Here is a 13,819-nt window from a genome sequence, read left to right as displayed (position 1 = left end):
AAGATAATATTCTTATTCTTACTAAGTGTACCTCTTAACAGCAGGAAGCGCTGTATTTCAAGTCTAAATCTGTCAATATTCCCAAGATCACAATTTTGCTAGATCATGATTATTACCCAGAAGGTTTGACGAAGGATTTAGAGGAAATTGATCCTCAGATCATGACAAAAATTAAGTTTTAACTCTCAGCCAAATCATCTAAACAAGAGAAAGAAGCGCAAGGTAAATCTGGATTTGTTCCCGTTGCGGCAAGGTTGGGAAAGAGAGCAATCAAATGCTTGGATGGAGAAATGCAAAATCCTCATTGAGAACATAATCCAATAGGGTTCAGTTAAAGGCTACTGGCAACAATTTTGGGTTTTCGACACGCAACAAATCGCCGTCTCTACAAGTAATTTTGGGCTTATCTGAACTGTATCGCAGTATAATCTGTATTTGTTATTAAAAGCAATCAAAGTCTCGGTACATAAAAAACGGTAGAGCAATAAATACTCTACCGTTTTCTAATTTTTTATTTGAGAATTAAATCCCAAACCCTAAATCTTACTCAACACCTTGGGGTAACAATTCCCGACGCTGTTGAGAACTAACTTGGACAATGCCATTTTCATCTACATCAACAAGGGCTGTATCGCCATCTTTGATCCGACCAGACAGAATTTCTTCTGCTAGGCTATCTTCTAACAAGCGCATAATTGCCCGACGTAATGGCCTTGCGCCGTAGCTGGGACTGTAACCTTCAGTGATCAACCGATCTTTGAAGCGGTCTGTGACTTCTAAGGTGATACCTTTTTCTGTCAGACGACCGAATACTTCCTTGAGCATAATTTCGGCGATTTGGGTCACTTCCGGCTTGTTCAACTGACGGAAGACGATAATTTCATCGAGTCGGTTGAGGAACTCTGGACGGAAGTACTGCTTGAGTTCTTCGTTGACCAAAGAGCGAATCCGGTTGTAAGTTGACTCGCTGGCATCTTCGGAGAATTCAAAGCCGATACCGCTACCACCTTTTTCAATTACCTTAGAACCAATATTGGAAGTTAAAATCAGCAAGGTGTTCTTGAAGTCCACCGTGCGACCTTTGGCATCAGTTAACCGACCGTCTTCCAAAATTTGCAGCAGCATATTGAAAACATCGGGGTGCGCTTTTTCGATTTCGTCGAATAACACCACGGTGTAAGGACGCCGCCGCACGGCTTCGGTTAGCTGACCACCTTCGTTATAGCCAACATAACCTGGAGGGGAACCAATCAGCTTGCTGACGGTGTGACGCTCCATGTATTCGGACATATCTAAGCGGATCATCGCTTCTTCGGAACCGAAGAAGTAAGCAGCTAAGGATTTTGCCAACTCGGTTTTACCTACACCAGTAGGCCCAGAGAAGACAAAGCTAGCTATGGGTCGATTGGGATTCTTCAAACCGACACGAGCGCGGCGAATTGCTCGTGAAACTGCCTTCACAGCTTCATCTTGACCAATTAAACGCTGGTGCAAGGTGTCTTCCATGTGCAGCAGCTTTTCAGATTCAGATTCGGTGAGTTTGTTCACCGGTACTCCAGTCCAGGAAGCGACAATGTGAGCAATGTCTTCTTCTGTAACTACAGGTTCTTCACCTTCTGTGCCAGTTGCATTGGTCTTGCTTTGAGCGATCGCGCGGATTTCGGCTTTGATTTCCATTTCGCGATCGCGCAGTTCTCCAGCTTTGTCAAAGTCTTGGGAACGCACCGCGTCATCTTTTTCTTTTAATATCTGACGCAGTTCTTTGTCTAACTCTTTGGCTGCGGGTGGCAGTTGAGAGTTAATCAAGCGCACCCTAGAACCAGCTTCATCAACTAAGTCGATAGCTTTATCTGGGAGGAAGCGATCGCTAATGTAACGATCTGATAACTTCGCCGCCGCTACCAATGCTTCGTCGGAGATTTTCAGTTTATGGTGTTGCTCGTAGCGTTCGCGCAGACCATATAAAATTTCAATTGTTTCATCAACTGTAGGTTCACCAACCATTACTGGTTGGAAACGCCGCTCTAGGGCTGCATCTCGCTCGATGTGCTTCCGGTATTCATCTAGGGTTGTAGCACCGATGCACTGCAACTCACCTCTAGCCAAAGCTGGCTTGAGGATATTTGCTGCGTCTATAGCACCTTCGGCTGCACCCGCACCAATTAAGGTGTGTACCTCATCAATCACGAGAATGACATTACCCGCCGAGCGGATTTCATCCATGATTTTTTTCAAGCGTTCTTCAAATTCACCCCGATATTTGGTTCCTGCTACGAGCAAACCAATATCCAACGTGACGACGCGTTTATCTTCCAGGATGTCAGGGACATCTTTGGTGGCAATGCGTGAAGCTAAACCTTCAGCGATCGCTGTTTTACCAACCCCTGGTTCCCCAATTAGCACTGGGTTATTTTTTGTTCGGCGACCCAAAATTTGAATCACTCGCTCAATTTCCTTGGCGCGTCCCACCACTGGATCGAGCTTATTATCAATTGCCATTTGGGTCAGGTTTGAGCCAAATTCATCCAGAGTCGGGGTTTTTGTGCGCCCGGATGAACCGCCTGGTGAAACTTCGGCAGTTTCTCCCAACATACGGATGACTTGGGTTCTGACCTTAGATAGATCCACACCGAGGTTTTCTAGCACCCTGGCTGCGACGCCTTCCCCTTCGCGGATTAGGCCCAACAGCAGATGCTCGGTACCAATGTAGTTATGCCCCAGTTGGCGTGCTTCTTCCAAGGAGAGTTCTAAAACTCGCTTTGCCCGTGGCGTAAACGGAATTTCCACGGCAACAAAGCCTGATCCCCGTCCTATAATTTTTTCAACTTCAATTCGGGCATCTTTGAGATTGACGCCCATTGATTTCAGCACCTTGGCAGCCACTCCAGTCCCTTCGCCAATCAGACCCAGGAGGATCTGCTCGGTTCCGACAAAGTTGTGACCTAAACGGCGGGCCTCTTCTTGGGCCAGCATGATTACCTTAATGGCTTTTTCTGTGAAGCGTTCAAACATGGCATTTTTCCCATCACCTGCGGTCGTGCCGGTATGCTGATTTTAGCACAGGCAAAGCTTTTGGATGCCTGTATAACAGATTATAGACATCCTGAAGCCATGACTTGGGTTGATGGGCTAATTGTTAACTATTGACTACTTTTATCTGGCTAGTGTACTGAGGAGCTTTAGTTCACCAGCGTTTTTGGGATTTATTACAAATAGCTGACTGCTTAGATTAAGGGTTTATTGACTCAATCCCAAACATTTATATTTAACATATATATTTTTTAATATCAAGCAACTATATTTTATATAGTTTATATTTATATATAAATAATTTTATATAAGATATTTAAATGCAACTCGGCACAGCAAAGTTACATTTTTTTGCTGAAGTTGATCCCAAGCCCTAATTACGAATTAGTTTAAAAGCAAGTGCCAAGAGGATTTGTCCAGGCGATCGCTGACAATGGAATACCACTGGTCTAAAGTTGCTGGGAATTTGGGGTGTTGTAAATCTGGGAGCCAAAGAATCAGCGCGTCCTCATCGTTATCTTGGTAGTAACGCCGCCGCCGTCCAGCTGTTTTGAAGCCAAATTTTTGATATAAAGATATAGCCCCTAAGTTGGAAGCTCGCACTTCGAGGGTAGCTCGCTCCATTTTGCGATCGCAAGCTGTCTTAATAAGTGAATATAATAAAGCCTGTCCCAAACCTTGACGGTGATATTCGGGATGAACCGCCAAAATTGTAATGTGGGCTTCCTCTAAAATTGACCAAAAGCAACCCATTCCCAGCAGTCTCGAATTAGAGACAGGGGAAAATAAACCCAGAAGATCGCTGTTAGGACTGTCCAACTCTCGTTGGTAGCCCTCCATTGTCCATAGACCCCCAAAACAGGCTTGATCCAGTTCTAACAATGCACTCAGATGCTTTGGAGTCAGTAATTGAATTTCTAAGTCTGATGAGATCACATTTATTGAATAACGTTACAAACCGTTTGTAAACTGGGAATCAGGAGACGAACTCAAAGCCCGTAATTTGAACAAGGAAAACTTTTATAGTTATGGTATCGACTCACCCCACTGGGGTTCAACATTCTGGAAGTCAATATTTACCTCAAAGGCACGACACCAGCGCAAATTCATCGCCTAATCAAGAACTTTTACCCTTGACTGCCAGAGTTCATCATCATGACCTCCTGGAAATTGGTGGGTGTGATGTCACAACCCTAGTTGAGCAGTTTGGTTCACCTTTATATATTTTAGATGAAGAAACCTTGCGTTCAGCTTGTCAGCAATATCGAGATGCTTTCAAGCAATACTACAAGGGCGAATCTCAAGTATTGTACGCCTCAAAAGCTTGGAATTGTTTAGCTGTTTGTGCGATCGCCGCATCTGAAGGAATGGGAATCGATGTCGTCTCTGGGGGCGAACTTTACACAGCCCTGCAAGCGGGTGTTAGTCCCGATAAAATCTACCTCCACGGAAATAATAAATCTCGTGAAGAATTAGTTTTAGCCATCAATTCTGGTGTCACCATTGTGGCGGATAACTGGTATGAGTTGCGTACCCTTGTGGAAATAGCTCAACCTGCTCAACCAATTCGCATTATGCTACGGCTAACTCCCGGTATCGAGTGCCACACGCATGAGTATATCCGCACGGGACACTTAGATAGCAAGTTTGGCTTTGATCCCAACGATCTAGATGAAGTTTTTACCTTTGTCAGTCAACAACCTGCCCTTAATTGTGTAGGAGTACACGCTCATATTGGTTCCCAAATTTTTGAGCGCCAACCGCATCAGGATTTGGCGGCTGTCATGGTGCAGTGGCTGCGGGATGCCACGAAGTATGGTTTAAATATTACAGAGTTAAATGTTGGTGGCGGTTTGGGGATTAAGTATACAGAATCAGACGATCCCCCCAGCATTGAAGAGTGGGTGAAAGCGATTTGTGAAGTAATCCAAGAAGCTTGTGTAGCCGAAAATCTGCCTTTGCCAAAATTACTTAGTGAACCGGGGCGATCGCTAATTGCTACAGCTTGCGTCACTGCCTACACCGTTGGTTCATCCAAAGTCGTCCCAGAAATTCGTACTTACGTGGCAGTTGATGGAGGAATGTCTGACAATCCTCGCCCGATTACTTACCAATCTGTTTATCGAGCAGTAGTTGCTAATAAAATGTCTTTTCCCTTAACCCAAACAGTCACAATTGCTGGTAAACATTGTGAATCAGGAGATATTCTGATTAAAAATGCTCTACTCCCAAAGACTGAATCAGGCGATATTCTCGTAGTTATGGGAACAGGTGCGTACAATTACAGTATGGCATCTAACTACAATCGCTTGCCCCGACCGGCAGCTGTTATTGTGGCGAATGGCGAAGCAAATTTAATTTTGCAACGGGAAACTTATCAAGACTTAATTCGACAAGATCGCCTACCAGAAAGGCTAAAAAATAGTCATTAGTCCTTGGTCATTGGTGAGCCAGCACGGTCTTCTCCCAAAGGGAGAGGCTAGCGCCAAGGGGGTTTCCCCCATGAGTGACTGGCGTTAGCAAAGCGGTAGCGACGCAGGAGCGTCACCCGTAAGGGTCATTAGCTAGGAGCTAAACCCCGTCTATTTTGAAACCTAGAGTTTTTGAAGAGAGGATATTATTCTGTCGTGGCTTAAGTTTTTAGCTTTAGCCTCATTACAAAAAACTACGGTTTTCACAGTAGACGCGGTTTAATAACAAATGACAAATGACAAATGACTAACCGTAATTAGAGGCAAAAGTTTAATCCAGATGTCATGAGAGATTGGTGGAAGCAATGGCTGACAAACCTAGGATGGTCACAGTCCTTGCTACTTGGGACTCTGGATATTGTGTTAGTGCTGGCGCTGACTTACATGATACTAGTTATTATTAGTGAGCGTCGGACACTGTGGATGGTGCGGGGATTCATTATCTTAATGCTAGCCTCAGCACTAAGTGGCAGATTAGGACTACCTCTGCTAAGTTTTGTACTGGAAAAGCTGGTGATTGGTTGTGCTGTGGCGATGGCAGTTGCTCTACAGTCAGAGTTTCGGCGATTTTTGGAGCAATTGGGGCGTGGCGAATTCCGCCAGCTATTTCAACCCGATCGGCTGGCAATCCCTAAATCTGATAGTGTAATTGATGAAATTGTTGAGGCTGTTAAAGAATTGTCAAAAAACCGCATTGGAGCCTTACTAATTGTAGAAACCACAGGGCCAATTGATGAGCGAGATTTTTCTGTGCCAGGAGTAAAGCTAAATGCGGAAGTTTCTAAAGAACTGATCCAGACAATTTTTCAGCCAAAAACTTTGTTACACGATGGGGCGACACTGATTCGTGGCTCACGGATTGTGTCATCGGGTATAATTTTACCACTTTCGGGACGCACAGCCTCGCGCCAGTTGGGAACACGCCACCGGGCGGCAATGGGAATTACTGAGCGGGTCGAAAATTGCATTTGTGTCGTTGTATCTGAAGAAACGGGTTCTATTTCCTTAGCGGAAAGGGGAACCCTAAATAGACCGCTGACGATTAGGAAACTGAAAGAGTCATTAGAGGCTCTTTTGTCCCCAACCGTGGATAGGGAAGCTGTAGCTCCTGGTCTGTTGAGTTTTGTTCGTCGGATAGGTGGGAAGACACTAGCACTGGTTTCACGTTTACTCGGATTACCATCGACCGCTTCTCGAGATAAAAAATGACAGCACAACAAACTAAACTGCAAGATTTGCCTACTGACTTAAAACAAGAACTATTGCCGCAGCACGTTGCGGTGATTATGGATGGCAATGGTCGATGGGCTAAACGTCAGGGTCTACCCCGAATTATGGGTCATAAGCGAGGAGTAGATGCTCTCAAGGATTTACTTCGCTGTTGCCAGGATTGGGGAATTCAGGCGCTTACAGCTTATGCTTTTTCAACAGAGAATTGGAAAAGACCTCAAGAAGAAGTGGATTTTTTGATGACTCTGTTTCAAAGAGTTTTGCGGCAAGAACTGCGGGAAATGGTCGAAGAGAATGTTCAAATTAAGTTTGTCGGAAATTTGCAAGACCTGCCGCGATCGCTCCAACAAGAAATATTCCGTTCAATGGAAGAAACTAAGGATAATCGCGGTATCCGGTTTTCGGTGGCAACTAATTATGGTGGACGGCAGGAGATATTACAAGCTTGTCAAGCGATCGCCAAGCTTGTCCAGCAAGGTATGCTACAACCTAATGAAATTGATGAACAGGTGTTTGAGAAGCACTTGTATACAGCAGGAATTACTGACCCAGATTTGTTAATTCGCACAAGTGGAGAAATGCGCCTCTCAAATTTTCTTCTCTGGCAAATGGCTTATGGAGAAATTTACATCACCGATGCTCTCTGGCCCGATTTTGACCGCGCTGAGTTTCACCGTGCCTTGTGCGCCTACCAGCAACGAGAGCGGCGGTTTGGGAAAGTGTAAAATAGTGCTGAGTCAGAAATAATTCAGTAAGGAAGAAGAAAAAAGATGTTCTTTTCTGTTAACTTTTCTACTCAGGACTTACAACTGGGCACACAGTTTTGGGAATACCCACCCGACAAATCTTCTTAACCGAGTAGTATTGCCAGAGGTGGAGCATATACTGATCAAACCTGCGTTAAAGGAGACAGGAGGAGGAAATCATCAGGGGATTTTATCCTGGATGATTTGGAGCCATCGTTCCCAAAAATAAAGCCCCGTCAAAAGCCGGGGACAATACGTGCTATTTTCATTTCATAGTACAATTATACTAATAAAGTGGCATCAAAAACAAAGCCCAAGAGGAGTGAGCCGCAAACTAGCATAAACTTTAAGGAAAGTAGAAGCGTGTAAAGTTTTCCTTAAAATCCAAGTCTTTTAATTGGTTTAGCTAACGAGTTTCTCTCCTTTAAGCATTCGTGCTGCGGCTTCAAGTAGAGCTTCTTCAAGATAAGGCTTGGTAAAGTAGCCGCTAGCACCGAGTTGAGCTGCAATTTGTCTGTGTTTGTCTGCACCTCGCGAGGTGAGCATCGCGATCGGTAAGTGGTTGAGGTTAGAGTCTTTCTGAATGCGGGAGAGTAACTCCAGACCATCGCAACGGGGCATTTCGATGTCGCAAAATACGATATCGCAAGGCAGACCGGAGCGGAGTTTATCCCAAGCTTCCTGTCCATCACGCGCTTGTTCTACGCGATAACCTGCTTTATTAAATGTTAAGGAGAGCAACTCTCGGACTGTAATCGAGTCATCGACAATCAGCACTGTCGGGTCAATCTTCGCAGGAGAGGTATCTGGGGGTGTAGCTTTTTGTTGCCAAGAACTGCCACCAATTTGTGTAGAAATTCGTCCCTGGAAGATGTCAATTATTTCTAGCACGTCAGCAATGGGCATAATCCGACCATCACCGAGGACTGTAGCACCAGCGACACCAATGGGTTTAGGTGCTGGCCCTTCAAATTGCTTAATTACAATTTCTTGTTCGCTCAATACCAGATCAATCTGTAGAGCAATCAGGGTATTTGCCGATCGCACTACAACCACAGAAACCATATCATCATCTCTGGTGCCGCCATAGACGTTACCACGACTGATCTGGCGATTGAAGGTTAAAAGTTCCTTCAGAGGTCGGAATGGCAGCACTGTATCGCGCCAGGAAATAAATGATTGCCCATTGGCATCGTGCTGAATATTTTTGACTGGTATATCCAGCGTATCTTCTACGCCGTCCATCGGGAAGGCAATCCTGGCTCTGTCAGAAACGCAGCAGAGAGCTTTACAAATACTTAGAGTCAGTGGTAAACGAATGGTGAAGGTGGTTCCCTTACCGATGGCAGAATCAGTGTTAACTGTTCCCCGAATTTCGCTAATCTCGGAACGCACTACGTCCATACCCACACCACGGCCAGAAATTTCATCTGCTTGGTCTTTGATTGTAAAACCAGACTGGAACAGCAGATCGTAGACTTCCAGGCGAGACATCGCTTTTGCCTGCGCTTCTGTAATCATGCCAATCTTCACCGCCTTAGCCTTAACTCTTGCTGAATCGATGCCTGCGCCATCATCGCCTACAGAAATGATCGTTTGATTACCTTGGTGGAAGGCACGGATAGTAATGATTCCCACTGGTGTTTTACCAGCAGCTTGCCGTTCTTCTGGCGTTTCAATACCGTGAGCGATCGCATTATTCAACATGTGAGTCAGCGGATCGGTAAGATGATCCAAAATCATCTTGTCAATTAAGGTATCGCCACCTTCAATCACCAACTCCACTTGTTTGCCACACTTGATGGCGTTGTCGCGCACTCCTCGCCGCCAGCGATCGATAGTTTGGGCAAAAGGCACCATTCGCGCTCTTGTTAATCCCTCTTGTAACTGGGTGGTTACTTGACGGAACTGCCTTGCTACTCGCTCGGTTTCTTCGGTAACAAAATCAATGTCACTAGCCGATTCACGCACTCGCACAATGCGCTCAATCATTTGCTGTGAGAGTGTATGGAAGGGTGTAAAACGATCCATTTCTAACTCGCTAAAACCTCTATCGGCATTGGAATCTGGTGCTTGAAAACCGGGATCTTTCTTTTTGCGTCCAGCTAACAGAGAAGCTTCCAGTAGCGATCGCTCGTACAACTCTTGCATCCTTGCGCCCACATCCGAGAGTTGTTGTACCTGAATCAGCAAGTTATCTAATGACTGCCGCAGCCGTTCATGATCTTGCTCTAAGGTATTGCGATTTACCACCAACTCCCCAACTAAATTACTCATATCGTCCAGTTGCTTAACTGGAACCTTCATGGTTTCTTCAAATCTTGCAGCCCGACGAGTAGAGGGGCGAGGAGTTTTACTGGTGTTTGATTTTACTGAGGGAGAATGGGATATTGTTTGATCTGCTTCTGCCAGCAACTTCTCCAAGTCACCAAATTCATCTTTTATCGCTGGTGATGGAATAGGATTTTTAGCTAAGACTGGTTGAGTATCGAAGGACTGGCGTTGGCGTAGCCCGTCGTAGACATCGCGATCGTTATCTGTACCTAGCAATTCTTCCAGGGCAGCAAAATCTACCTCTGGTATCTCCTTAGCTTTGGGAATGGGTGCTACTTCCTCTCCTAGTAATGCTGCCAAGTCTGCAAATTCATCTTCTGGAGTAACTTCTTCAATGGTTTCTGTGGTTGCCAATTCTTCAGGCGGGGCAATGATAGCATTTTCTCCCTCTGACACTGCTGCAACTTCAGATATCTCTCCTAGATCCCACAAATCAGTTTCTACATTTTCCTGAATAACCGTTTGTGTGAAGTCATTGATAGCTTCTGAGTCAATTGTTGCCGCATTTTCTCCTAATTCTTCCTGGTTTGCCGCTTCTGGTATAGTAATTTCTGTAAACAATAAATCATTTTCAAAACCCAGTTCTGTGCCTTCAAAAACTGTATTTTCTCTGAAGTGAAACGCAGTTTCTAAATTATTGTTACCCTCAGTCTCTAAAACTTCTGGGTTTGTCTGGTTTGATACTGAAGTTTCCCCAAAACTGATAGTTTCTGATAGTTCATCCACAGGATTCTCTGTGGTTTCCATCTGAATATAGGTGGAGTCTATGTTTACATCTTCAAACAGCAGTTGCGAATTTTCATCCAACGAGCCGAACAAATCGCCTGGTTGTATCTGGGGTGATGCTGAATCTGAAGTTTCCCCAAAACTGATAGTTTCTGATAGTTCATCCACAGGATTCTCTGTGGTTTCCATCTGAATATAGGTGGAGTCTATGTTTACATCTTCAAACAGCAGTTGCGAATTTTCATCCAACGAGCCGAACAAATCGCCTGGTTGTATCTGGGGTGATGCTGAATCTGAAGTTTCCCCAAAACTGATAGTTTCTGATAGTTCATCCACAGGATTCTCTGTGGTTTCCATCTGAATATAGGTGGAGTCTATGTTTACATCTTCAAACAGCAGTTGCGAATTTTCATCCAACGAGCCGAACAAATCGCCTGGTTGTATCTGGGGTGATGCTGAATCTGAAGTTTCCCCAAAACTGATAGTTTCTGATAGTTCATCCACAGGATTCTCTGTGGTTTCCATCTGAATATAGGTGGAGTCTATGTTTACATCTTCAAACAGCAGTTGCGAATTTTCATCCAACGAGCCGAACAAATCGCCTGGTTGTATCTGGGGTGATGCTGAATCTGAAGTTTCCCCAAAACTGATAGTTTCTGATAGTTCATCCACAGGATTCTCTGTGGTTTCCATCTGAATATAGGTGGAGTCTGTGGCTACATCTTCAAACAGAAATTGCGAATTTTCATCCAACGAATCTAATGAATTAAGTTCCAGATCAACACCAGATATCTCTGGGGGCTGATTGGTAAATTCTGGAATAAAATCTAAAGCTTCTGGTTGTTGCGGTCTGAGGATTTCCTCCCCTGGATGCTGGGCGAACAACAGCGTTTCAGGCGTGGAGACATCGTTTATAGCAGGGTAAATAGTTGAGCTACTCGGTGCTAGCTCATCAAATAAATCATCTCCAGAATCTGATGAGAATATCAAATCTAGCTGCTCTTGATGCTGGAAATTGATATCAAAATCTTCTTCTATGTCAAAACTAGCTATAGAAGAAGGTATGGGCTGCTGACTATCGGCAAAAATATCATCAACCGCCCCAGAAAACAAACTCTCATCTAACGCCCTTTCCACATTCTGTTCAATTAAGGAATCGAATTCGTCTACTTCCTCTGTGGTTTCCTGATTCCAAAAGTTGCTCAGATCATTTTCTGATTGAGAAAACTCAGGTGCTGTTGTCGGAGATGTATCAAATAAATCACCGATTTCAGATTCACTTGTAGGCAGTAGTGCCTGTTCTTGCGTTTCAGCAAACAGGCTGTCCAAAGACAAGCCTGTTGATTGGGGTAATTCGATGTAGTCACTAGGGGTAATTTCTTCTACCCAATTTGCATTTCTAGGTTCTAAGAATAAGTTATCAAAACTGTTTTGTTGGTTGGTAGATAGTTCTACACTGGTGAACGCCTCAGTTTCTGGTTGAGTCACTTCGCCTGTAGGCAATAGTTCTTCATCATCATCTAGTGCCAGTGTCAATAAATCTTCAACTACATTATTTTGGACAATTTCCCCAAGAGGCTGGTTTGGATCACTAGGAATATCAATAAATTCTTGTAAATTGTCGGAAGAAGAAAAGTCTAAATTTATATCAAGTACGTTAATATCACTCAACTCTAGACTCTTAGCAGATATTTGTTGATTTTGCGGTTCTAAATTCTCTTTTTCTAGGAAATTGTCGCCAAATAATAGGGATAAATCTTCTGTTGTGGCTGTGGTTGTTGGGTGCTGCGTGTTGCTGATGTCTTCATCAAAGGAGAGTAAATCGGATAAATCGACATCAGCAGCTTCAGTATCACTATTGTTGAAATCAATTCCAAAGTCATCGGTGGCAACAATATCTAAGCTTTCTTCTTGATGCCAACTTTCATCTAGTTCGGGAGTTTCACCTTCAAATAAATCGGCAAGGGTATTTAACTCAGCTATTCCTACTTCTGGCCCATTGGGGTCAAGATTGTTACTGATTGGATGTGCTTCGTCATGTGTGGTGAAAGTAAGACTGGTGTGAGTCGCAGCGGTTAGTGGTGTCCCTTGTACTTGAAGATAGGGGCGAGAGCGATCGCTAATATCCTCGTCTAGATTCTGTTCTTTAGTTGGCTGGGCTAATGGTTCGTTGTTACCAGATAGAATTGGTTCCGATTCTGTCAATGCCGTAGACTGTTCATCAAACAGATCAGGGGTAATTTCTAATAACTCAATTTCTGCAAAGCTCAAAAGCGCTTCTAGTTGCTGACTAATTGCAATTTCGGCTTCCCTACCTTGTAAGACTAATTCTTGAGCTTGCTTGATTTCGGTAATGACAATTTTAGCTAAAGTCAGATAAGTATTTTCGGGATTGCCGATCGCACTGGCTGCTGCTTGACACAAACCACACCAGTTGGGCAAATTCCAAGTTTCACCAAGTTTGACTAACTGGTGACAGCATTGCTGGAGGTTTTGCCGAGTTGAAGGTGTTGTAGTTTGCTTAAATAATTGCAACATTTCCCGGAGTGTTTGCAGCACTTGGGCTTGAAACTCGCCCCAATTATTATTTTCTTTAGCGGTAACTGGCGATAGCGCAGCGTTAGCAAGTCCGCGAGCGTCTAGCGCCTCTTGGGGTGCTACCGAGTCTGGAGATTCCTGATGGATGTCTTCTGCCAGATCGGGAATATCTCGCCGCATGAAAATTTCTGTAAGTGTGGAGACATTCTCTATAGAGGTGGTAAGTTCTGTTGCGTCAGAACTGCTGGCTACTCCACTCTTTGTTTGTTCTACAAGTAGTTCCAGATGCTGATATAGCCATTGAAAGACTGGCTCAGTTTCTGACATCAGAGTATTAGCTGCATCTTCAGAAAGACCATAAGGCCCACTCAAATGCTCTAACAGCGATTTTAGGGTATCAGAGACACCAAGAAATAAAGACTCTAACTTTTGGTCAATCTGAACCGGATTATCTTTGAGAATTTTGAAACAATCTTCCAGACGGTGGGAGGTATGCTGGATGCTAGTCAATCCAAGCATCGCCGCTCCTCCTTTGATGGAGTGAGCCGCCCGGAAGACTTCGCTGATCATTTCCGGGTCGTTCAGAGTACCCTCTAAATTCAGCAAGCCCTGCTCAATGGTATTCAGGTGATCCCTGGCTTCTTCAATAAAGTAACCCAAAATCCGCTGTTGTTGTTCCGGCAGCATAGTTTTTTAGTCAAGAGTCATTAGTCATTAGTTATTAATCATTAGTCATTAGTCATT

The 13,819-nt window shown here is 44.3% G+C and carries 6 protein-coding genes; 3 read left to right on the top strand and 3 right to left on the bottom strand.

Annotation, left to right across the window (positions count from 1 at the left end):
- Window positions 1-543: 543 nt before the first annotated feature.
- Window positions 544-3,012: an ATP-dependent Clp protease ATP-binding subunit gene (locus HWQ44_RS16990; RefSeq protein WP_251956107.1), complete on the bottom strand. Its 2,469-nt coding sequence runs from the start codon at window positions 3,010-3,012 to the stop codon at window positions 544-546.
- A gap of 402 nt (window positions 3,013-3,414) precedes the next feature.
- The gene (rimI, locus tag HWQ44_RS16985; protein ID WP_292720689.1) at window positions 3,415-3,966 is read right to left on the bottom strand and encodes a ribosomal protein S18-alanine N-acetyltransferase; all 552 of its coding nucleotides are present in this window, start codon (window positions 3,964-3,966) and stop codon (window positions 3,415-3,417) included.
- Between the two features lie 92 nt (window positions 3,967-4,058).
- Between rimI and lysA the strand changes: the two genes are divergently transcribed.
- The 3 genes from lysA to HWQ44_RS16970 all read left to right on the top strand — a co-directional run bounded on the left by lysA (window position 4,059) and on the right by HWQ44_RS16970 (window position 7,456).
- The gene (gene lysA, locus HWQ44_RS16980) at window positions 4,059-5,462 is read left to right on the top strand and encodes a diaminopimelate decarboxylase (RefSeq protein ID WP_292720686.1); all 1,404 of its coding nucleotides are present in this window, start codon (window positions 4,059-4,061) and stop codon (window positions 5,460-5,462) included.
- Window positions 5,463-5,786: 324 nt separating this feature from the next.
- A complete protein-coding gene (gene cdaA / locus HWQ44_RS16975; RefSeq protein ID WP_292720683.1) occupies window positions 5,787-6,710 on the top strand; it encodes a diadenylate cyclase CdaA in 924 nt (307 codons plus the stop codon).
- Entirely contained in the window at window positions 6,707-7,456 is a 750-nt protein-coding gene (locus HWQ44_RS16970) for an isoprenyl transferase (RefSeq protein ID WP_292720680.1), read from the top strand. The genes cdaA and HWQ44_RS16970 overlap by 4 nt, the downstream gene beginning before the upstream one ends.
- Before the next feature lie 423 nt (window positions 7,457-7,879).
- Here the strand turns inward: HWQ44_RS16970 and HWQ44_RS16965 are convergent, their stop codons facing one another.
- Window positions 7,880-13,762 carry a response regulator gene (locus HWQ44_RS16965; RefSeq protein ID WP_292720677.1) on the bottom strand — a complete coding sequence of 1,961 codons (5,883 nt, stop codon included), beginning with the start codon at window positions 13,760-13,762 and terminating at the stop codon, window positions 7,880-7,882.
- Window positions 13,763-13,819: the final 57 nt, after the last annotated feature.

This window comes from Nostoc sp. JL34, assembly GCF_017114945.1.
Classification (GTDB): domain Bacteria; phylum Cyanobacteriota; class Cyanobacteriia; order Cyanobacteriales; family Nostocaceae; genus Nostoc.
The sequence above is the reverse complement of the archived record's forward strand: the minus strand, read 5'-3'. Positions and strand labels throughout refer to the sequence as shown.

Excerpts from the sequence above, each read along its gene's own strand:
- HWQ44_RS16990 (WP_251956107.1), bottom strand. The coding sequence starts at position 3,012 with ATGTTTGAACGCTTCACAGAAAAAGCCATTAAGGTAATCATGCTGGCC.
- lysA (WP_292720686.1), top strand. The coding sequence starts at position 4,059 with ATGGTATCGACTCACCCCACTGGGGTTCAACATTCTGGAAGTCAATAT.
- cdaA (WP_292720683.1), top strand. The coding sequence starts at position 5,787 with ATGAGAGATTGGTGGAAGCAATGGCTGACAAACCTAGGATGGTCACAG.
- HWQ44_RS16970 (WP_292720680.1), top strand. The coding sequence starts at position 6,707 with ATGACAGCACAACAAACTAAACTGCAAGATTTGCCTACTGACTTAAAA.
- HWQ44_RS16965 (WP_292720677.1), bottom strand. The coding sequence starts at position 13,762 with ATGCTGCCGGAACAACAACAGCGGATTTTGGGTTACTTTATTGAAGAA.